This is a genomic window from Flavobacterium amniphilum (assembly GCF_023634845.1).
Taxonomy (GTDB): Bacteria; Bacteroidota; Bacteroidia; order Flavobacteriales; family Flavobacteriaceae; genus Flavobacterium; species Flavobacterium amniphilum.
Window position 1 is genome coordinate 216,203 of sequence record NZ_JAMLJL010000004.1, and the last position, 23,270, is coordinate 239,472.

Consider the following 23,270-nt stretch of genomic DNA (forward strand, 5'->3'; position numbering starts at 1 on the left):
AATTAAAATCTAAAGTGAGAGAATGCTTTATTAGCATCTGCCATTTTGTGAGTATCCATTCTTTTCTTAACAGCTGCACCTTCTTCTTTAGCTGCTGCTAAAATTTCAGAAGCAAGTTTACCTGCCATAGATTTCTCATTTCTTTTTCTTGCATAAAGGATTAACCATTTCATCGCCATAGAAATTTTTCTATCCGGACGAATTTGCATTGGGATTTGGAAAGTAGCTCCACCCACTCTACGCGAACGCACTTCTACGTGAGGCATAACATTAGTCAATGCATCTTTCCAAAGTTCTAAAGCTGATTTCTCAGCATCTTGCTTTTTAGATTCTACGATATCCAATGCATCATAAAATACTGCAAAAGCAGTCGATTTCTTACCATCCCACATTAAGTTGTTCACAAAACGTGTTACTAATTGATCGTTAAATTTCGGATCTGGTAAAAGTGGTCTTTTCTTTGCCGCTCTTTTTCTCATGTCTTTTTCTTAAAAGTTTAAAAAATTACTTTTTAGCGTCTTTAGGTCTCTTAGCACCATATTTAGATCTTCTTTGAGTTCTACCGTTAACTCCGGCAGTATCCAAAGCACCACGTACGATGTGGTATCTAACACCTGGTAAATCTTTTACCCTTCCGCCTCTAACTAATACTATCGAGTGCTCTTGCAGATTGTGTCCTTCTCCCGGGATGTAAGCATTCACTTCATTTCCATTAGTCAAACGTACACGCGCAACTTTACGCATTGCAGAGTTTGGTTTTTTTGGAGTAGTAGTGTAAACACGCGTACAAACACCTCTTCTTTGAGGACAAGAATCCAAAGCAGCCGATTTAGACTTCTTAGTCATTTGGGCTCTCCCTGTTCTTACTAATTGTTGAATTGTTGGCATAATTAAATACTAAAAATTACTTGTTTATAAAATCCCGCATTTTACGGGGTTGCAAATGTATATATTATTTTTGTAAAAACAAACTGTAATTTATTAATTTTCAGCACAGTTCTTTTTCAAGTACTGTTTCTGGTTTTTTTACGTTATTTTTATCCAAAAATATCTTCATTGCAGCACAGAATTCTATTTTTATTCCTCCTTTTCAGCCTCCAAAATGGTTTTGGACAACAATTTTATTTCAAAATAATTTCAGAAAACCAAAAGGAAAACAAAATCATTGACAGCGTCGGTTATACAAAAAAACACACCGCTGTTAAATCCATATTAGAGGAAGAAAAAAAATTCAAACAAAAAATTAATACCATTGGTTTTTTTGAAGCCACTTATGAAAATCTCAAAAAAACCAATGATTCAACTTTTCAGCTTTCAGTAAAACTGGGCAATCAAATTCAATTCACCAATATCTACATCAGCAATCGGATCAAAAGAGAAAATCCTTCAATATTTCCTTCTGAAAAAGATACTGTCATAGTTAAAACATCGGAAGTAGAAAACTACCTCAACCAACTTTTGGCCCGTTTTGAAAAAAGCGGTTATCCGTTGGCAAAACTAAGACTAAAAAACTTACAACAGAAAGGACAAAATCTATTTGCTGAACTTGAAATTACTAATGAAAAGAAACGCAAATTGGATCAAATCATCATTAACGGCTACGAAAAATTCCCCAAAAGCCATTCCAAAAATTTAATCCGCTTGTATCGTAATAAAATTTTCAATCAGGAGAATTTAAAGCAACTTCACACGGATATTTCAAAATTCCGATTTGTTAAACAGACACGTTTCCCTGAAATTTTATTCACCAAAGATTCAACTAAAGTTTATGTCTATTTAGAAAAAAATAAAGCCAATTCCTTTGACGGCTTCATCGGTTTCACCAATAACGAACAGAAAAAAATTGTCTTTAACGGCTATCTGGATCTACAATTACAAAACCTTATAAACGGAGGAGAAAAAATAAACATCTTCTGGAAAAGCGACGGAAATAATCAGAGAACATTCAACGCATCAACCGAATTACCCTATATTTTCCAATCCCCACTTGGAATAAAAGCCCAACTCAATATTTTTAAACAGGATTCCACTTTTCAAAACACACAAACTAATTTAGATCTAGGTTACTATTTCAATTATAACACCCGGGCTTATTTAGGTTATCAGGAAACCGAATCCAGCGACATTCAAAATACAAACAGTTCCACTCTGAGCGATTTCAGCAATCAGTTTTTTACGGCACAATTCGAATACTTCAACTATGATCCGGATTCGTTTTTATTTCCGGATAAATCATCAGTAAAAATCAAAATCGGTACCGGAAAAAGAGATGCTGTTGAATATAATAACAAACAGGTTTTAGCCAGGTTTGATGTCTTTCATAATTTTTACTTAAATCCTAAAAACATTTTTTTTGTAAAATCACAGAATACATACCTCAAAAGCGATCATTATCTCACCAATGAATTATTCAGACTTGGCGGAATCAATTCAATCAGAGGCTTCAACGAAAACAGTTTACAAGGCAATTTCTTTTCATCAATCCTGACCGAATACCGCTACTTACCCACCCCGAATTTATACCTTCATTCCATAATCGATTACGGATACATCCAAGACAAATCAACAAATCAAAACAAAAGTCTCCTTGGACTTGGATTCGGATTTGGATTACTCAGCAAAAACGGCTTATTCAATCTGGTTTACGCCAATGGAAGCTACAAAAACCAACCGGTAAAACTTTCCAACTCTATCGTTCAGATAAGTTTCAAAGCCAATTTCTAACCCAACACTATTTCCATCCTTATATTGATAGACTAAAAACTGCAGTTTGTAGCCAAAGTACTACCTTTCATATAACTCTACAGTAATATTGTTTGAAATTAATTTCCAGAATTAACCCTTCTAAATAATTATAAATTCAAACAAGTCATGAAATCGAAATTCAAATGGATGATTGCGCTCTTTGTCGCGCTCTTTGTGCAAATGGCATTTGCACAGGAAAAGACAATTTCAGGTGTTGTATCTGACAACGCCGGCCCTTTACCCGGAGTAAATGTTGTCGTAAAAGGAACTACAAAAGGAGTTCAGACAAATTTTGACGGAAGTTATACAATCAAAGCACAGGAAAGTGAAGTTTTAGTTTTCTCATTTATGGGTATGGTTGACATATCCAGAACAATTGGAGCTTCAAACACCATCAATGTTGTTATGCGTGAAGACGCCAAAGTCTTAAACGAAGTTGTTGTTACTGCTTTGGGTGTTGGCCGTGAAAAAAAATCATTAGGCTATGGTACACAAAAAATAGACGGTAGCGAAGTTTCTAAAGGCCCTACAAGTAATTTCATCAATGGTTTATCTGGTAAAGTTGCCGGACTTCAGATCAAAAACAACAATAACATGGGCGGATCTACCAATGTTGTGATTAGGGGCTTTAAGTCAATCAGCTCGAATAACCAGGCTTTATTCGTTATTGACGGTGTTCCGGTAGACAACTCAAACACCAACACAAATTTACAGCAAACTGGTACAATTGGATATGATTACGGTAATGCAGCTGCAGATATCAATCCGAATGATATTGAAAGCATCAACGTATTAAAAGGTGCTGCCGCAACTGCTTTGTACGGATCAAGAGCCGCTAACGGAGCAATCATGATTACCACTAAAAAAGGAAAAAACAGCCAAAAGGGAATTGGTATTACTTTAGATTCAGGCGTTAGCATCGGTAAAGTTGACAAATCAACGTTTGCCAGCTATCAAACCAAATACGGACAAGGGTATGCTCCTTCATTCAGAACTGCCTTTGACGTTGATGGAGACGGAGTCAATGATTTAGTTGTAAGAACTAATCATGATGCTTCATATGGACCTGCTTACGATTCAAATTTAATGGTATACGGATGGGATTCATTCATTCCTGAATCACCATACTACAAAACTGCACGCCCTTGGGAAATTGCAAAAAACGGTGCTATTACTTTTTTCAAATCTCCGGTAGCTACAACAAACACATTGTCGCTTAACGGTGCAAATGAAAAAGGAAGCTTTGCTCTGTCATACACAAATATGATTTCAACTGGTCTTTTACCAAACAGCAAACAGGATAAAAACTCATTTATCGGAAATGCAAGCTTGAAATTAAACGACAAGATCACTGCAAATTTCATGGGTAATTATATCTACACCAAAACATTGGGAAGAAACGGAACCGGTTACTTAGGAAACATTGTTTCAAATTTCAGACAATGGTGGGCTACAAATGCAGACATTAAGGAATTAGAAGACATTTATACAAAACATAAACAAAATTATACATGGAACGCTAACAACCCTAATAACACATCACCAGCTTATTGGAACAACCCATACTTTGACCGTTTTGAAAATTATCAGAATGACAGCAGAAACCGTTTCATTGGAAACACTTCATTAAGTTACAAATTCAATGATTGGTTAGATGCCATGGGAAGAATATCGGTAGATACATATGGGCAAATCCAGGAAGAAAGAAGAGCGTATGGTTCATATGCCGGCGATCCGTTTGGTATTTCACAAACAAATGACCCTGCAGGTTACCAAAGATTCAACAGAAATTACACTGAGTTCAACTATGACTTAATGTTAAATTTCAACAAAAACCTGACTCCTGACCTTAACCTTAAAGGTATTGCCGGTATAAGCTTAAGAAGACAACACATTAGTTCAATTTTAGCTTCTACATCAGGCGGGCTTATTGTTCCGGGAATCTATTCACTTTCAAATTCATTGAACCCGGTTGAAAAACCAGTTGAATTTGAAGCAAAACAAGGTGTAAATGGCTACTATGTAAGTGCCTCTTTAGGATACAAAGACACTTATTATGTTGATGCAACTATGAGGAGAGATGTTGCTTCTACCCTTCCGGTAAACAACAATGAATATTATTATCCATCAGTTTCATCAAGTATTTTATTTTCAAATCTTGTTAAACAAGACTGGTTGGATTTAGGTAAATTGAGACTTGGTTATGCAGAAGTAGGTAACGATGCCCGCTTTGCAATCCTAAAAGACACCTATGTAAGTGTAACACCGTTCACTTCTCCTTTATTTTCGGTACCAAACGTCAAAAACAACCCGAATTTAAAGCCTGAAAGAACAAAAAGCTGGGAAGCCGGTTTAGAAATGCAATTCTTTAAAAAGAGATTCGGATTTGATTTATCAGCATATAAAACCAACACAATCAACCAAATCGTTAACATCCCTGTATCAGAATCAACAGGTGTAACGCAAGTTTTCAAAAACGTTGGTAAAATTGAAAACAAAGGATTGGAAGCTATTGTTAACATCACACCGGTTGTTAATGACAATTTCAAATGGGATGTAGCTGTAAACTGGTCAATGAACCGTAACAAAGTATTGGAATTAGACGAAGGAATTGAAAACTATCAATTAGGACAGTTTCAAGGTGGTATTTCAATTAATGCGTCAATTGGAAAACCTTACGGTACAATCCAGGGAACTGATTATGTGTATTTAAACGGACAAAGAGTTGTTGATGCAACAACAGGAAAATATTTGATTTCACCTACAAACGATAACGTAATCGGTAATTTCACTCCGGATTGGAATGGTGGTATCAACAATAAATTTTCTTACGGGAACTTATCATTCAGTTTCTTAGTTGACATGCAAAAAGGCGGTGATGTATTCTCTTTGGACAGATGGTACGGAGAAGGAACTGGATTGTACGGAAATACTGTTTTCACAAACGACTTAGGAAATCCGGTTCGTAATTCTTTAGCTGACGGTGGAGGTGTAATTCTTCCGGGAGTTTTCGCAGATGGTACACCGAATGATATCAGAATTGACACCAGCACAGGAACAGACGGCTATTTCGGATATTTAGGTTCAGCAAATTCCGATTATGTTTATGATGCATCTTACATCAAATTAAGAGAGGTAACTTTAGGATATTCTTTACCTAAAAAATTCTTAGGTGATAAAATTCAGGATGTGTACTTTGGAGTAACAGGTTCTAACTTATGGATTATACACAAAAACCTTCCTGACGCAGATCCGGAATCAGGTTTAAGCTCAGGAAACCTACAAGGATTCCAGTCAGGTGTATTACCAACGACCCGCAATATTGCTTTCAATTTAAAAGTTAAATTCTAAAAATTACAGAAATGAAAAAGATATATTTATTCATGGGTCTGGCACTGGCATTTGCTTCTTGTAACGACGATGCCCTTACCAACTTAAATAATGACCCAAAAAACCTGACTACAGTTCCGGCCGGTACTTTATTAGGGAACGCAGAGAAAAACCTTTTTGACCAAATGACCAGTACAAATGTAAATGCAAATGTTTTCAGGTTATTTGCCCAACACTGGACTGAAACCACATACCTTGACGAATCAAGATATGACGTTTTACAGCGTAACGTTCCTGACAACCACTGGAGAACTCTTTACAGAGATATCCTAAGAGATTTAAAGGAAGCTTATGACATTACGAACAAGGAGCAACCTTCTTCTCCAAGTGCACAAAAAGTAAAAGACAATAAACTAGCTTTGATTGAAGTGTTAAATGTGTATGCATACAGTATTTTAGTGGATACTTATGGAGACATTCCTTACTCAGAATCTCTTGATCCGCTTAACCATCCGTCACCTAAATATGACGATGCTAAAACAGTTTACACGAATTTATTTGCAAGATTAGAAGACGCTTTGTCAAAATTGGATGAAAATTACGACAGCTTTGGCGAATATGATTTCATTTATGATGGAGATATCGCACATTGGAAAAAATTCGGAAATTCATTAAAACTGCGCATGGCAATCACAATTGCTGATGAACCAACACTTTCGGCCGTAGCTAAAACGAAAGCAGAAGAAGCAGTAAGCAATGGTATTTTCCAATCAACAGCTGACAGTGCTGTATTACATTATCTGTCAAGTGAGCCAAATTCCAATCCGCTATATTCAGATTTAGTGACAAGTGGCAGATATGATTTCGTTGCAGCATCTCCTTTGGTTGACAAAATGAACACACTCAACGATCCAAGACGTGGATTATATTTTACAGATGTGAGCGGAGTTTATGTGGGATGTCCTTATGCTGCCGGTGGTGATTTTGAAAATTATTCTTCTGCAGGAGATCCACAGACAAACGGACCACACACACGTTTGCTTGAGCCAACACTGGAAGGCATCTTACTTGATTACACAGAAGTACAATTCCTTTTAGCCGAAGCTGTCGAAAGAGGATTTTTAGTAGGCGGAACAGCAGAATCGCATTACAATACTGCAATTACTTCATCAATTATGTATTGGGGAGCTACTAATGCACAGGCTTTAGCTTATTTGACACAACCATCTGTAGCCTACACAACTGCTGCAGGAACATGGAGACAAAAAATTGGCGAACAGGCCTGGTTGGGATACTACAACAGAGGTTTTGAAGCCTGGACAACATACAGACGATTGGATTATCCTAATTTAATAGCTCCTGCTAACGCAGTTTCAGCTGCCGAAGGAATTGTACCGAAACGATATACATATCCTGTTTTGGAACAAACACTGAACGGAGCTAATCATGATGCAGCTTCCAATGCTATTGGAGGTGACAAACTAAAAACCAAATTATTTTGGGATAAATTCTAGTCTATTTGAGTTGGTTATGTATGAAAAACCACTAAGCATTAAAGCTTGGTGGTTTTTTTATATCTTTGCGCCATGGAAAAAGAACACCAAATTTTCGGAATAAGAGCAATCATTGAAGCGATCAATGCCAAGAAAGAAATTGACAAAGTTTTTATTCAAAAAGAAGCTCAGGGAGACTTGATGCAGGAATTAATGAAAACCATGAAGAAAAACAACATCAATTTTTCTTATGTTCCTGTTGAAAAATTAAACAAACTTACCCACAATAATCATCAGGGAGCAGTAGCAACCATTGCTCCTATTTCGTTTCATTCACTTGAAAACTTAGTGGAATCACTTTTGGAAAAAGAAAAGAAACCGTTATTGTTGATTTTGGACCAGTTATCAGACGCACGTAATTTTGGTGCTATTATCCGTACAGCCGAATGCACAGGAGTTGACGGAATCATCATCCAGAAACAAGGATCAGCACCAGTAAACGGTGATACAGTAAAAACTTCAGCGGGAGCAGTGTTTAATGTTCCGATCTGCAAAGTAGACCATATCAAAGATGCTGTTTTTTATCTGCAAGGTTCAGGAATCAAAACGGTTGCTGCCACTGAAAAAACAGACAATAATATTTACGACATCAACTTTAATGAACCGGTGGCTATCATCATGGGAAGCGAAGACCGTGGTGTAAACCCTTCTGTTTTAAAAATTGTGGATGAAAAAGCTAAACTTCCAATGTTTGGAACAATCGAATCTTTAAATGTTTCGGTTGCCTGTGGAGCCTTTTTATACGAAACATTACGCCAAAGAATGTAATTCCAAAAAAATATGCACAAAAAAGACAAGCTTACTGCTTGTCTTTTTTTTCTTCTTTATAATGGTAAAAAATACGGAAATCAGAATTAAAGAAGCTATCCGCATCGTCTTCCGGCTCAGGTTCTTTAGGTTTTGGCGCAAAATTACCCTGTTCATCAAAATGCTTCATAAATTCATCCTCGGAAGGATCAAAATCGGGACGTTGCCAATCGTAAACTATCGGTTTTTCATAAACCTCTGAATCAATCATACGGGACAAAACAAATCCCGCCAAAAAGCCGCTTAAGTGCGCTTCCCAGGAGATATGCACTTCGGCAGAAGGAAACATATACCATATCATTCCTCCGTACAACAAAACAATAGCAAATGATAAGGCTATCAAGCGGTAATGTTTCGTTTGAAAACCTTCAAAAAACATAAAACTGGCTAAAACATAAACCAATCCACTGGCACCAATATGATAGCTTTCCCGGCCAATCAGCCAAGTTCCAACACCTGAAAGCAATACACCCAAAAGTAAAACTTTGAAAGAATCCTTCCTGTAGAAATAACGTAAAGCCATCAGCAAAACAAAAAGCGAAACACTGTTATTCCATAAATGGTTCAAATCTCCGTGTAAAAAAACACTGAAAACAATTCCTTTCAATCCCGAAACGGTTCTTGGCAAAACCCCATAGTGTAATAAATCACCGGGGAGTAATATTTCCAATAAAAAAACACCCCACAAAGCCAATACAAAAAATAAAGGCCAGGCAATTACAGAAGTTGAAAACTTAAAATCTGATTCTCTCATATTGAAAGCACATCAAAAATTTATCCAAAACTAATTTAATGAACTTTTGTCATAAACGATTGATTTGTTTAATTGATTTTATGATTGGATGCTCTAAATATCCTAAATTTGAACCTCTTTATTTCGAATAACCTAATCGTCAGAATGACAGTTTCAAGCATGGAAGCACCTTTAGCAGAACGTATCCGTCCAAAATCATTACAGGAATATATAAGCCAGTCACATTTGGTTGGTGAAAATGGTTCCCTTACACACCAAATTGGCCGTGGCATCATTCCTTCTTTGATTTTATGGGGACCTCCGGGAACTGGAAAAACTACTTTGGCACAAATTATGGCAAGTGAAAGTCAAAGACCTTTCTTTGAGCTAAGCGCGATAAACTCAGGCGTAAAAGACATACGGGAAGTTATCGACAAGGCTAAACAGAGTGGTGGATTGTTCACTGCCAAAAACCCAATTTTGTTTATTGACGAGATACACCGGTTCAGCAAATCCCAACAGGATTCGTTATTGGCTGCCGTCGAAAAAGGATGGGTAACATTGATTGGCGCTACTACCGAAAACCCAAGTTTTGAAGTTATTCCCGCTTTATTGTCAAGATGTCAGGTTTACATATTAAATGCATTTACCAAAGAAGATTTGGAAGCATTATTACATCGTGCTTTAGCTACCGACTCTATTTTAAAAGCAAAAAACATAGAGATGAAAGAAACCGAAGCTTTGCTGCGTCTTTCGGGTGGTGACGGAAGAAAATTGTTAAATATTTTCGAATTGGTCATTAATGCATCTGATGCTTCGACAAGCTCATCAACCATTGAAATCACCAATGAAAAAGTAATGCAATTGGTCCAGAAGAATACCGTTCTATATGACAAAACAGGCGAACAACATTATGATATCGTTTCTGCTTTTATTAAATCAATTAGAGGAAGCGACCCAAATGGCGCTGTATACTGGTTAGCCCGAATGATTGAAGGCGGCGAAGATGTTAAATTCATTGCGAGACGCATGTTGATACTGGCTTCAGAGGATATCGGGAATGCGAACCCGACGGCCCTGATTATGGCAAACAATACATTTCAGGCGGTTACAACAATAGGTTATCCGGAAAGCAGAATCATTTTAAGTCAATGTGCCGTCTATCTGGCTACATCTGCAAAAAGCAATGCAAGCTATATGGCTATCGGAAAAGCTCAGCAAATCGTAAAACAAACCGGTGATTTACCTGTTCCGTTGCATCTACGGAATGCTCCGACAAAACTGATGAAAGAACTCGGTTATGGCGATGAATACAAATATTCTCACGATTTCCCGAATAATTTTGCTGAACAGGAGTTTCTGCCAACAGAGATTTCAGATATGAAATTCTTTGAACCGGGTGACAATTCAAGGGAAAGAGAGTTACGCCTGTTTTTGAAAAACAGATGGAAAAACAAATACGGTTATTGATCTGAAAGAATTACAACTTAATCTCTAAAGGCTCAGAAGTTGTTTTATCACCGTCTATATATTCAAAAACCCAAACGTTTTCTTTAGAAAACACGATACCATTTCTACCATTATAAGAAGAAAGGTAAATATTCGGTTTAGACGTTTTATAAAGAATCAGTTCTTTCTGGTTCATTTGGTTAACTACTCTGATAAACGATTCGTTTTTTTCAGTTTTCACAACTTGAAGTGTAACATTTTCAACATCCCTAACTTTAAGCTTCTCTTGGGCTTCTTCATCAAAATAGGTTTTCCCTGAATATTTATACTTTGCTTTATCAAAAGACTTCAATGCCAAAAGCAACGCTTCGTTATACGATTTTGTACGGTCTTTTGAACGACTTTCAGCTAAATCAGTAGCAAATAAGACTTTATTTTTACAGTCTTTGAATTCAACCTGGATTTTTGTAAAAAACATAGAACTTTCTTCCACAACATTCACAAAAAGCTTATTGCAATTATAATCCATAAAACCTTCCGGTATTTGGTCACTCGACAAATAAGCCTCAAATCCTTTTTGCTTCAGGAATGATTTTATAGTTGTATTGATCCGATACTCATTATCTACTTTTTGAAATTCGTATTTTGCCGGAATAACTGCCATATTATAATCATTCAAGGAAGATTGTGAAAAACCGGTAAGCGATGATAATATTAAAAGTGTAAAAAATATCTTTTTCATAATTAAAATAGATTTTTGAGTTCTACTAAGGTAGTAATTTGATTAATATCTTTTGACACTTCGATATTTTCCGAATTAAAAAATATGGATTTCATCCCAAAATTTATGGCTCCGGCCACATCAGCATCCAAACAGTCACCTATCATAACACTTTCAGTTTTTGCGGCCTGTGCTTTACCCAAGGCATGCTCATAAATACCGGCATGCGGTTTTTTTACTCCGGCCATTTCAGAATTGGTTACAGTATCAAAAAAATGATGGATTCCTGAATTATTGAGTTTTTTAAACTGAACCTCAGCAAAACCGTTTGTTATAATATGCAGTTTATACTTTTTATGCAGATATTCCAACGTTTCAATACAGCCTTCAAACAAATGATTGCTATTGGGTAAATGTAAAATATATTCATCGGAAATCTTATCAATGAGTTCATCAGAAACAGACACGTTGATAGCATCAAACGAATCTTTCAACCTTTTGTACCGCAGTTCGTTATGGGTTATCAGATTGTTCTGGTACAATTTCCAGCACGCCTGATTAATTGGCATATAAACCTGAATAAAACCGTTCATATTGAGATCCGGCAATAGTTCGGCAAAAACAACTTCAAATGCTTTCTCTGAATTTTTATCAAAATCCCAAAGTGTATGATCTAAATCAAAAAAAATATGGTTGATACCTGAATACATAATTTTATCGATGGTTTGCGTGAGCGGGTGAAGCAAGCTACCGCGTAGCGCGTAACACGCGACCCGAAGGGGCACGCCCTAATTCCCTTTTACAATAACTGCTTCTTCAATATTATACATCCAGTTGTCCGGATCATTTTCGTTGACTTTCATGATTCCTTCCAGTGTTACATATTGATCGGTACGCAATTTCAATTTACCGGCTTTGAATTTAATTCCCATAATGGTTTCCGGTCCTGCTTTTCCGCAGAAGAAACAAGAAGCAAATACATTTTTGCTCAAGGCATAGTTCACATTGTCTATTGGAACTATAAACCCGGACATGTAGATTCGTTTATTATGGTATTTTTTGACCTCAGGACTGATTAACGGAAAATCAATTGATCCATAATCTTTATGTGGTTTTTTAATGAATTTAATTTGGCCGAGCTTTTTCCACGTCAGTGTGTCTGTCAATATTATTTTTTGCTTTTCTGATTTGATCAATTCTGATTTCTGAAACCCGAAAAGGGCAAAAACCAATAATACCACAACAATTTTTATTTTATCCATTTGCTAAAGTCTTTGATATGTTCATACGGTATGCTTTGATTGCGGGAATTAATGCCGCAATGACACCAACAAACAATGTAATTAAAAAAAGATAACTTTCCTTTTCCCAGATTATTTCATTCGGATTGAATTCCATTTTAAAATCATCTGATGCTGCATTGGAAAGGTATCGTAATGCTATTCTACCAATAATTGTTCCAAAAAAGTAACCTACGGCGCACAAAAATAAACTTTCTATTACAACCAACGATAGAATTTGCAAACGTGATGCGCCGTGAAGCCTCAATAATGCAAATTCATACTGTCTTTCTTTCAATCGGTTATAAAGTGCAATAAATATGCTGATACCCGAAATAAACATAATGCCATACGCAAGGTATTCCAGTGTTTTCAACCCAATACCGAACAATGTGAACAAACGGTTAATCTCTATTGCCGGAGATGCCACTTGCATTTTGGTGTTTTGCGCAATGATTCTCGGCCAGGTTACAATTCCCATTTTACTTCTGAATTTCAACAAAACTGAAGTTATTTCCTTAGGCTCATTATGTTCCTCCTCACCTTCATGTGCTTCGTGATTACTGCCATGCATGGCCCAAACACTTTCGATAGTACACAAAACAAGATTATCAATCACTTTCCCGGTGCGCGAAGCGATTCCTGTCACCACATATTGAAACTCTTCATGTGGCTCACCTTCTTTGGCATCGCCATGCGTTCCATTAAACTTATCTCCTACTTTTAGGTTAAGTTTTTGCGCTATAGCATTTCCGACAACCACTTCAAATTCCTTCCGGAACATTTTCCCTTTTTCAATTTTCGCATTGAACTTTTCCAAATACTCCGGAGTTGTCCCAACAATTTTGTAACCTAAGTAATTATCACCGAAGGCCAATGGGATAGCTGACTGAATAAAAGGATGCTTCATCCATACCCTCGCCGAATCGTAATTGATATTTCCTGTTGGTGCGTCAACCTGATACACCGATGACAACACTAACTGCAACGGACTACCTTGCGCCCCTAACACCAAATCAATATTATCTGCATTTTTGGAAAATTGCTCTTCAAACTGTTTCTGTAGTAAAATCAACAGTGTGATGATTGCCACACTTGACGACAAGAGCAATACACTTAACAAAGTATTCAAAGGTTTGAACCAAATATTTCTCCAGGCTAACTTAGCGATCATGACAAATTTATTTGGTTACTGAATCGTTGCTTCAATCTTGAATCGTGAGTTACAATAATCAAAGCGGTATTGTATTCCTTTGCCAGATTTTCAAGCAAATCGGCTACTTTGAGCGTATTAGCATCATCCAGACTGGATGTTGGCTCATCAGCCAGCAACACTTTGGGATTATTGATTAAAGCACGTGCAATCGAAACCCTTTGTTGCTGTCCGACACTAAGTTGAGACGGAAGCTTATGCCAGTGTTTTTCGAGATGTAGATGCTCTAAAAGTGCTTTTGCTTTTGACTTCTCTTTTTTCCCGGTAGCCAGCCAAGCCGCCAGCATAATATTTTCCAAGACAGAAATAGATTCCACAAAATGGCTTTGCTGTAAAACGATTCCGATGTTTTTCCCACGGAAAGCATCTAATTGTTTTTCTGAAAACGGATTGATATTGACATTATCAAAAATAATTTCTCCGGAAGCCGGTCGCAACAAACCTCCCAACAAATGCAATAATGTCGTTTTACCAACTCCGGAATTCCCGGTTATCAAAACTGATTCGGATGCATTGCAGGTAATATCCGGAAACTCAAAACGAGTTTCATTTTTATATGAAAAAGAAAGATTTTTAGTTGCAATCATTTTTTTAGAGAATGCCTTCATCGGCGAAGCTAAAATAACTCTTTTCGGTGACAATAATGTGATCCAATACTAAAATATCGAGATGTTTTCCGGCTTCAGTCAATTTTTTGGTGATTTGTTTATCAGCATCACTAGCCTGTAATTTTCCCGAAGGATGATTATGGATTAAGATCACGGAAGTTGCATAATATTCCAGAGCCGTTTGAAAAACCAAACGCGTATCAACAAGAGTTCCTGTAATTCCACCTTTACTGATTTGCGATTTATGAATAACTTTATTGGAATTATTAAGATACAATACCCAAAATTCCTCATGCGGAAGTTCTCCAATAATGGGCTGCATGATTTCGAAAACCTTTTTACTGGAAGTAATTTTATCAGGTTCGGGAGTCTCTTCTTCCCTCCTCCGTCTGCCCAATTCCAAAGCTGCTGCAATAGTTATGGCTTTGGCTTCACCGATACCTTTAAACTGCATCAGTTGGTTAGCGGTTAATTTACCAAGGTGATTTAGATTGTTATTAGCAGAAGCTAAGATGCGTTGGCATAACTGAACTGCACTTTCATTCCGGGAACCGGATCCTATTAAAATAGCAAGTAATTCGGAGTCGGATAAGGCAGATTTTCCTTTGAGAAGGAATTTTTCGCGTGGGCGGTCGTCTTCGGCCCACTGATTGATTGGTGTGTACATAATTTATTGGCTTATAGATATACTGACAAATAAAATAAATTTTAGAATACGCACAAAAGAAAAGAGCGACTTTTACATCGCTCTTCAAATTATTTAATCATTTCTTTTACTTCATCAAAATTGAGTCCGCCATAATTTCCGGAGCTCATCAAAAGCAAAGCAGAATTATCAAAGTCATTACTAAAAAGAAATTGTTTGAATTCGGCAGGATTGGTATAAATCACCAGATTATCACGTTTAAATGCATTGGCAATCTGTTCGTAAGTCACTTCTTCCAATTGTTTGATTTTAACTGCATCCGGAGAATAGAATACCACTGCCACATCGGCATGATCCAAAGCACCTTCGTATTCCTTTAAAAACTCAGCATTCAAACTACTATAGGTATGTAATTCAAGACAAGCTACTAAAGTTCGGTCTGGATATTGTTCTTTAACTGCTTTAGTAGTGGCCGCCACTTTACTTGGTGAATGGGCAAAATCTTTATAAGCTACTTTATTGGCACTTTCAGCTATCTTTTCCAAACGCTTTGACGCACCTTTAAAACTTGCGATCGCTTCATAAAAATCAGCTTCATCAACACCCATATTCTGACAGATCCATTTGGCACCGGCAAGATTATTTAAATTGTGTGCACCAAATACTTCGATAGGCATTGGACCTTCAGGAGTTTCCAACAATGTTACACCGTTTTGCACGGTATATTCAGGCGTATGATAACCAATTTTACGGATTGGGTTTTCTGCTTTTTCGGCTACACGTTTAACTTCCGAATCGTTTTCATTGTACACCAAAATTCCGCCATTTGTAATCTTTTGGATAAAAATTTCGAATTGCTCCACGTAATTTTCATATGTTGGAAACACATTGATATGATCCCAGGCAATTCCGGAAATCAAGGCAATATTAGGTTGGTACAAATGAAACTTCGGTCTTCTGTCCATTGGTGAAGACAAATACTCATCTCCTTCCAAAACGATAAAATCATTGCTTTCTGTTAAATGCACCATGGTATCAAAACCTTCCAATTGCGCGCCTACCATATAATCCACTTCTATATTGTGGTAATGCATCACATGCAAAATCATCGAGGTTATCGTTGTTTTTCCGTGAGAACCGCCAATAACCACACGGGTTTTATTTTTTGACTGTTCGTAAAGAAATTCCGGATACGAATAGATTTTCAATCCTAATTCCTGTGCTTTCAACAATTCGGGATTATCTGCTTTGGCATGCATCCCTAAAATAATTGCTTCGATATCGGCAGTGATTTTTTCTGGAAACCATCCCATTTCTTCAGGTAACAAACCTTTCTTTTCCAATCTTGATTTTGAAGGTTCGAAGATAGCATCATCACTACCGGTTACGTGATATCCTTTACTGTGTAAGGCCAAAGCCAAGTTATGCATTGCAGCTCCGCCAATGGCTATGAAGTGAGTTCTCATGGAGTTTATCTATGTATTCGTAATTCAGTTATTAATTTACAAGCAAATTTAGCTTGCTCAAAGATAGCGGTTAAAGTGATTTTATGAAATTTTTAGTTGTAAATCTATTCGCTGCATCTATTTTCAATTTAGTTTTGTAAAAACATAACAGCCCACAACCTTTTGAGGAAAATTATCCTCCATAAATAAAAACAAAACATATGCGGTTACTTCTATTTTTATCTGCCTTTTTATTTTCTTTCAATGCATTTGCACAGGATTATGCATCCGATTGGAATATTGTAATCCAAAATGAACTTGATGGCAAAACCGAAACGGCTAACAAAAAAGTGTTGGAAATTTACAATCAGGCTAAAAAAGATAAAAATGAACCACAAATCATCAAATGCTTTTTTTACATATCCAAGTTCAGACAGGTTTTTGAAGAAAAAGCGCAAGAAAGTATTTTAACAGCGTTAAGAAAAGAAATCAATGAAGTTTCTCCTGCTTCAAAAGGAATACTTTACTTCATTTATGGAACAATCTTAAAAGATTATTATCAGTATAATGAATATAAAATCAACCAATTAACCCGAACATCTGAAAAAAATCAAAATTTTACAACTTGGACTTCGGCAGATTTCACAGCTGAAATAGATCTGGCTTTTTCTAAAACGCTGGAAAACGCAATAACACTTAGAAACAAATCAATCAGTCAATACAAAGACATCCTTGAAATTCCTTCATTTACTGACGCAAAAAACTATTCATTATATGAGTTTCTAAGCAAAAACATCCTGCAGTATTATATATCCAAAAACAATGAATGGAAGAAAAGAGAAGAACTTCCTAATGATAAAAAAATCATTTCAGGTTTTTATTCGGATTCAGAAAAGTTTTCCGTTCTTCCTCTCAATGAATTCTCTAAAGATTTACAAAACGCCCTCAAAATACTTCAAGAAGACGAAAAGTACTATGCTACTAATGATAAGTCATTGCTTGATTTTGCCATATACAACCGATATAATACAATAAAGAAGATTTTTAACAACTACTCAATACATTATGCTGCAATAAGCAATTTAACAAAAAGCACCAACAACCACAATCTACAACAACAACTAAAATTAGATCAGGTAGATAACATTTTAGAGGAATCTCAAGAGAATAACCCTCAAAAAAATATTCAGGCAATGGCTATTCTGGATTCGGTTATTAATTCTAAAGCAATAGAATATATCATCACCGATGCTCAAATGAAAAAGCAAAGAATCTTAAACAAAGAGCTGCTAATCCGCCTGAAAGAAGTACTATATCCCAACGAAAAAAGCCGTGCTTTTATAGAATTCAAAAACATCAAAAGCATTAAATTTTCTTATTTCAAAATTGACTCAAAACAGAAGATCCAAATAAATAAATTATTCAAAAAGGAAACAAACAAACAAAAAAAGGATTCTTTATTTACTGTAATTCAAAGTAAAACTCCTTTTCGACAAGTAACTCATTTACTTCCTGATAAAAATGATTACGCTAAACATTCTACTGAAATTCTGTTGGAAAAACTCCCTGTTGGCCATTATTTCATTATTACCGAAGATACCGAAAAAGATGAAGACATCGTTTTGAATAAAAACTATGCGATTATCAGTGTTACCAATATTGATTTTGTCAAAGACGAGAATGAAAAGCAGGAAGATTATTTTCTTGTTGAAAGAGAAAGTGGTAAACCATTGAACGATGTAATCATTAAAACACTGTACGGAACTACAAAAACAAACACTTCCGGCAAAGCAGTACTGGATAAAGAAAAAAAGGCAAAGAAGCGTATCCCTTCAACTATTTATTTTATCCGAAAAAATGACACGCTTTGCCACGAATACCAACCTGGCATTGCAACTAAAGTAAACAAGAAAGCTGAAGGTTACCACAATGCGCAAATAAAATTATACTTTGATCGGGCTATTTACCGTCCCGGACAAAAGGTTTACTTTAAGGCTATTGTTTTTCAGGATAAAAATCACATTAAAAGTATAGTACCTTTCCTAACCTTGAATTTTGAAGTTAGCGACCGATCAAAAACATTCAAAGAATTTGAAGTGCAAACCAATGAGTTTGGTTCAGCATCCGGAGAATTTATCATTCCAAAAAATGCGGAGACTGGGACTTTTGAAATTACTGTTGATGAACCCGAAGATAATACTAAAGATAATTCTTATTACAACAAAAAAGAAGACAAACATGCCTTTTGGAATTATTGCAATTGGGATAATCGAAGTTTCCGCTTTTTAGTTGAAGAATACAAAAGACCTACATTTGAAGTAGTTTTCGAACAACTAAAAGAAAATGCAACCATTGGTGATTCCATTAAAATAACCGGAACGGCTAAATCCTTAGCAGGAAGTCCTATTACAGAAGCTACTGTAAAATACAGTATTAGTAAAAATATCAGCAGTAAAGTGAAAGGGTACCAAAGTCAGTCAAACTATATTCAGGAGGAAATAAAAACAGATAAAAACGGGCAATTCACCATTAACTTCATTGCCAATGACAGTGACTCAAAAAATGAAACAATCGAATACATCCATTTTAATATTAATGCAGAGGTAACCGACAGCAACGGAGAAACAAGAAGTATCTCAACAAAGGTTGAAGTAAGTCAAAAAACATTACGGTTAAACATTTACATACCTCGAAACGGAGGTCCGTTTGCAAAGTTCTTCAAGGAAGACAAAAACACAATCACAATTCAATCAACAACCTATAATAACTATCCTATTGATACCGAAGGAACGTTACAGATTTTCAAAAAAAAGAAAAAAAACTATTTAAAAAACAGACAATTTGAAAGCCCGGATCTACCCGTAATTTCAAAACAGGATTTCGAGGCTTTATTCCCTCACGAACCATATACCTCAGATAAGACTGAACAGGATACATTGGTGCAAACACTGGCATTCAATACCAAAATCAACCGCAACATAGAGATTACAAATTTAGACAAAGGCGAATATTCTGTAATTGCCATAACTAAAGACAGCAAAAACAACACCATCGAAGATACTGGCTCATTTGAAATGGCATCGCTTATTGATATTAAATCCGATTCTGAAGTTTTCACATTCAAACGTCTGGAAAACACATCAAAAGAAAAAATTGAATTTGAGTTTCAATCGGTATTACCACAACTATATCTTACAGTCAGAAAATATATCGGACTCAAACTAACCGCCATTGAAACCATTGAAATCAAAAACGGTAAAGGTTACTATGTAACTTCTAAGACTACAGAAGAAAAAGACATCGATTTTCATTTTATCACACAATGGGAAAATAATACTTATTATAAAACCACCAAAATTTCAAAAGAAGAAATAGAACATAAACTCGACTTTGAAATAATTTCCTTCAGAAACAAAATCGAACCCGGCAGTAACGAAAAATGGTCATTTAAAGTAAATAACAGCCTATTGGAAACCGAAATACTGGCATCTATGTACGACACTTCTCTCGATCAATTCGAGAAAACATACTGGGAATTGCCGTATTTCTACAAAACCAATTCTCCCAATTTCTTTCACTTAAACTATAAAAAAAACAACAATCAATACATCTCCTTCAATCTGGGGTCTAAAAAAATCTATTTCAGGAAATTTAATCTTACCCCGGAAATGAACTGGTTTGGATTTGACTTTAAAAATTCAACAGGCTCAACAGACTATATCAACAAAATGAAAAGGTTAATGAAAGATGCTCCAAAAAACGGAAAATTAATTACAGGTGTAATATCTGATCACAGTGGCCCGATTCCTGGAGCAAACATAGTAGTTCAGGGCACAACCCGGGGTACTCAAAGTGATTTTGACGGAGATTACCATATCTATGCTGCAGAAGGTGAAAAACTGATTTATTCCTTCATGGGAATGAATGATATTATTGAAACAGTTGGAGAAGAAACTGTCATTAATATTCTTATGGAGGATAACCAAAACCAATTAAAAGAAGTCGTTGTTGGCGCAGTAGGGTTTAAAATAAGCCCGCCACTATTAAAAAACCCAAATATAATTGTAGTAACATCAAACGACAAAGATTTACTTTTCTTCAAAGGATACAGAAGAGCAATCTACGAAGAAGATGATGAAATAGGTATTAAAAGAAAACTATCAGCAGTAACCTCATCCTACTCCGTTGTAAGTAACTCTGAATTGCCAACTATTACATCGGTAAATAAAGACGAAAAAGCTTTAATTGTTATTGATGGGGAAATACAAGATTTAGCAGCACTAAAGCAAATCCCGCAGGATGACATTACATCCATTACTATTCTAACCGAAAAAGAAGCAACCAATTTATATGGTGAAAAAGGCAAAAACGGAGTAATTCTGATTGGCACCAAAAAGGCTTTAAAAGAGTTAGAAAATGTTAAAACACGTAAAAACTTTAACGAAACTGCTTTCTTTTACCCGCATTTAACCACTGACACAGATGGTAAAATCAGTTTTAACTTTACCACTCCGGAATCCTTAACAAAATGGAGACTACGATTATTCGGTCACAATAAAAAAGCAGAAAACGGTTATTTTGAATCCGAAATCATCTCCCAAAAAGAGGTAATGGTCATGACGAACATGCCTCGCTTTTTACGTGAAAATGACACAATCAGGCTATCTGCCAAAGTGGTCAACATGACTTCTGAAACAAAATCAGGCGTAGCTGTGTTACAATTGTATGATGCTGCCACCGGTAACCTGATCAACACGGAATGCCATAATACTGCCAACTCGAAAAACTTTAGCTGTAAACCTAAGGAAAGCACACCGTTACACTGGTCAATAACAGTACCGGAAGGTGTACAGGGAATTCAATATAAAATAGCAGCTAAATCCGGTAATTTCAGTGACGGGGAAGAAAATTTATTACCTGTCCTCAGCAATAAGATCTTAGTTACAGAAACATTGCCAATCTGGGTAAGGGAAAAAACTAAAAAAGAATTATCTTTCGAAAACTTTAAAAACAATGATTCTAAAACTTTAAAAAATCATCTGTTTACTTTTGAATACACCTCAAATCCGGCTTGGTTTGCTTTGCAGTCATTGCCCTATTTAATGGAATACGAACATGAATGTGCCGAACAGACTTTTGCACGTTACTATGCTAATTTTATCGCAACGCAGATTATTAACAGTAATCCTAAAATTTCCGAATTGTTCGAATCATGGAAAAAAGAGACTAAAAAATCACGCCTTGAAATGAATGAAGAACTGAAATCTTTGGTTTTACAGGAAACTCCTTGGTTATTGGATGCCGACGAGGAAGCAAAAAACAAGCATTTGGCGTATTTATTCGATTTAAAAAAACTAAAAGATTCTTCTGAAGAAATCACTGAAAAATTGGAAGACAAACAATCAGCTTCAGGAGGTTTCTCATGGTTTGAAGACGGTGATGATAATATTTTTATCACGCAGCACATCCTATCAGGTATTGGACATTTAAATACTATGTTTCCGGATTCACAGACTTCCTTCAAAGAAATTACAAAGAGAGGAATTTTATATATCGACAAACAATTTGCTTTGTCTTCACAGAAAACGAAAACAGACTCCAATAAGCATGCGGTCGAACTGCAATACTTATATACCCGAAGTTTCTATGTAAAATCACATCCAATTAATGAGGAAGGAAAGAAACACATTGTGAATCAATTAACCAATCTAAAAACCAACTGGCTACAATATAACTTGTATCAAAAGGCACAGCTGGCGCTAATTTTCAATCGCTTCGGAGAAAAAGACTGGGCCAAAAAAATCATCACACATTTCAAAGAAACGGCTTCTCACGATACTGAAAAAGGAATGTACTGGATTGCTAATAAAAATGGCCTCTACTGGTATGAATCTCCTATAGAAACTCAAGCGCTTATCATTGAAGCTTTTTCTGAAATTGAAAATGATAAAACTACTGTAGATGCCTTAAAAGTATGGTTGATCAAAAATAAGCAAACCAATAATTGGGCAACTACTAAAGCAACAACAGAAGCTATTTATGCCTTGCTTCTTCAGGGAACTAATTGGCTGGAAACAAAAGACAACACGGTTTTTAAAATTGGAGATGACAAAGTATTACAGCAGAAATTAACTGAAAAGAAGAAGGAAACCAACACCGGTTATACAAAACTAAACTGGAAAGCCGAAGAAATAACTAAAGACATGGAGACCGTTTCCATTGAAAATAAATCAGAAGTTCCTGGATTTGGCGGAGCTTACTGGCAATATTTTGAAAACTTGGAGAATATCAAAACCGAATCAAAGTCTGGATTGAGTATTCAAAAGGAAATTTTCCTGAAAGTTAAAGACAGTCAAGGCGAAAAATTAATGCCGATTAAAAATCAAAAAACTGTATTAGGTGATATTGTTACGTTCCGCTTAATTATAAGAACCGATAATGATCTGGAATTTGTCCAGCTGAAAGATTTGAGAGCTTCTTGCTTAGAACCTGTGGATGTGATTTCCGAATACAAATACAATGCAGGATTAAGCTATTACAAAAGCACTAAAGATGTTGCCACTCATTTCTTTTTCGACAATATCAAAAAAGGAACCTACATTATTGAATATGACGTAAGGGTAAACAACCAAGGAAGTTTCAACAATGGCATCGCAACACTTCAAAGCATGTATGCACCTGAGTTCAGTGCTCATTCTACTTCGGCAAAAATTAAAGTAACCGAATAACAAAAAAACCGG

16 protein-coding genes are annotated in these 23,270 nt (G+C 35.9%); 6 read left to right on the forward strand and 10 right to left on the reverse strand.

Annotated elements, in window-relative coordinates:
• Window positions 1–2: 2 nt before the first annotated feature.
• Window positions 3–479 (reverse strand): 30S ribosomal protein S7, encoded by a 477-nt coding sequence (gene rpsG, locus NAT51_RS06635; RefSeq protein ID WP_250596788.1) that lies wholly within the window; start codon window positions 477–479, stop codon window positions 3–5.
• A gap of 25 nt (window positions 480–504) precedes the next feature.
• On the reverse strand, window positions 505–888 hold the full coding sequence (gene rpsL, locus NAT51_RS06640) for a 30S ribosomal protein S12 (RefSeq protein ID WP_073311722.1): 384 nt from the start codon (window positions 886–888) through the stop codon (window positions 505–507).
• A gap of 168 nt (window positions 889–1,056) precedes the next feature.
• Here rpsL and NAT51_RS06645 point away from each other — a divergent pair, with 168 nt between their 5' ends.
• From NAT51_RS06645 to rlmB, 4 genes are all read left to right on the forward strand, one after another.
• Window positions 1,057–2,724 carry a ShlB/FhaC/HecB family hemolysin secretion/activation protein gene (locus tag NAT51_RS06645; protein WP_250596790.1) on the forward strand — a complete coding sequence of 556 codons (1,668 nt, stop codon included), beginning with the start codon at window positions 1,057–1,059 and terminating at the stop codon, window positions 2,722–2,724.
• 147 nt (window positions 2,725–2,871) lie between these two features.
• Window positions 2,872–6,096 (forward strand): SusC/RagA family TonB-linked outer membrane protein, encoded by a 3,225-nt coding sequence (locus tag NAT51_RS06650; protein ID WP_250596792.1) that lies wholly within the window; start codon window positions 2,872–2,874, stop codon window positions 6,094–6,096.
• A gap of 11 nt (window positions 6,097–6,107) precedes the next feature.
• A complete protein-coding gene (locus NAT51_RS06655; protein WP_250596795.1) occupies window positions 6,108–7,589 on the forward strand; it encodes a SusD/RagB family nutrient-binding outer membrane lipoprotein in 1,482 nt (493 codons plus the stop codon).
• A 72-nt stretch (window positions 7,590–7,661) separates the two neighbouring features.
• On the forward strand, window positions 7,662–8,396 hold the full coding sequence (gene rlmB, locus NAT51_RS06660) for a 23S rRNA (guanosine(2251)-2'-O)-methyltransferase RlmB (RefSeq protein ID WP_250596797.1): 735 nt from the start codon (window positions 7,662–7,664) through the stop codon (window positions 8,394–8,396).
• Between the two features lie 31 nt (window positions 8,397–8,427).
• On the opposite strand, the gene NAT51_RS06665 is transcribed toward rlmB, so the two are convergent.
• The gene (locus NAT51_RS06665) at window positions 8,428–9,189 is read right to left on the reverse strand and encodes a rhomboid family intramembrane serine protease (protein WP_250596799.1); all 762 of its coding nucleotides are present in this window, start codon (window positions 9,187–9,189) and stop codon (window positions 8,428–8,430) included.
• 159 nt (window positions 9,190–9,348) lie between these two features.
• Between NAT51_RS06665 and NAT51_RS06670 the strand changes: the two genes are divergently transcribed.
• Window positions 9,349–10,638, forward strand: a complete 1,290-nt coding sequence (locus NAT51_RS06670) for a replication-associated recombination protein A (protein WP_250596936.1) — start codon at window positions 9,349–9,351, stop codon at window positions 10,636–10,638.
• Between the two features lie 10 nt (window positions 10,639–10,648).
• Here NAT51_RS06670 and NAT51_RS06675 read toward each other — a convergent pair whose 3' ends face one another.
• The 7 genes from NAT51_RS06675 to NAT51_RS06705 form a co-directional block, all read right to left on the reverse strand.
• Window positions 10,649–11,359: a hypothetical protein gene (locus tag NAT51_RS06675; protein ID WP_250596801.1), complete on the reverse strand. Its 711-nt coding sequence runs from the start codon at window positions 11,357–11,359 to the stop codon at window positions 10,649–10,651.
• Window positions 11,360–11,361: 2 nt separating this feature from the next.
• Window positions 11,362–12,048: a YjjG family noncanonical pyrimidine nucleotidase gene (locus NAT51_RS06680; protein ID WP_250596813.1), complete on the reverse strand. Its 687-nt coding sequence runs from the start codon at window positions 12,046–12,048 to the stop codon at window positions 11,362–11,364.
• A gap of 78 nt (window positions 12,049–12,126) precedes the next feature.
• A complete protein-coding gene (locus NAT51_RS06685) occupies window positions 12,127–12,600 on the reverse strand; it encodes a hypothetical protein (RefSeq protein WP_250596815.1) in 474 nt (157 codons plus the stop codon).
• Window positions 12,593–13,792 carry an ABC transporter permease gene (locus NAT51_RS06690; RefSeq protein ID WP_250596822.1) on the reverse strand — a complete coding sequence of 400 codons (1,200 nt, stop codon included), beginning with the start codon at window positions 13,790–13,792 and terminating at the stop codon, window positions 12,593–12,595. The genes NAT51_RS06685 and NAT51_RS06690 overlap by 8 nt, the downstream gene beginning before the upstream one ends.
• Window positions 13,789–14,418, reverse strand: a complete 630-nt coding sequence (locus NAT51_RS06695; protein WP_250596824.1) for an ABC transporter ATP-binding protein — start codon at window positions 14,416–14,418, stop codon at window positions 13,789–13,791. The genes NAT51_RS06690 and NAT51_RS06695 overlap by 4 nt, the downstream gene beginning before the upstream one ends.
• Window positions 14,419–14,422: 4 nt before the next feature.
• Window positions 14,423–15,106: a RadC family protein gene (radC, locus tag NAT51_RS06700; RefSeq protein ID WP_250596837.1), complete on the reverse strand. Its 684-nt coding sequence runs from the start codon at window positions 15,104–15,106 to the stop codon at window positions 14,423–14,425.
• 89 nt (window positions 15,107–15,195) lie between these two features.
• Window positions 15,196–16,551, reverse strand: coding sequence for a UDP-N-acetylmuramate--L-alanine ligase (locus tag NAT51_RS06705; RefSeq protein ID WP_250596849.1), 1,356 nt, complete (start codon window positions 16,549–16,551; stop codon window positions 15,196–15,198).
• A gap of 200 nt (window positions 16,552–16,751) precedes the next feature.
• Here NAT51_RS06705 and NAT51_RS06710 point away from each other — a divergent pair, with 200 nt between their 5' ends.
• On the forward strand, window positions 16,752–23,258 hold the full coding sequence (locus tag NAT51_RS06710; RefSeq protein WP_250596851.1) for an alpha-2-macroglobulin family protein: 6,507 nt from the start codon (window positions 16,752–16,754) through the stop codon (window positions 23,256–23,258).
• Window positions 23,259–23,270: the final 12 nt, after the last annotated feature.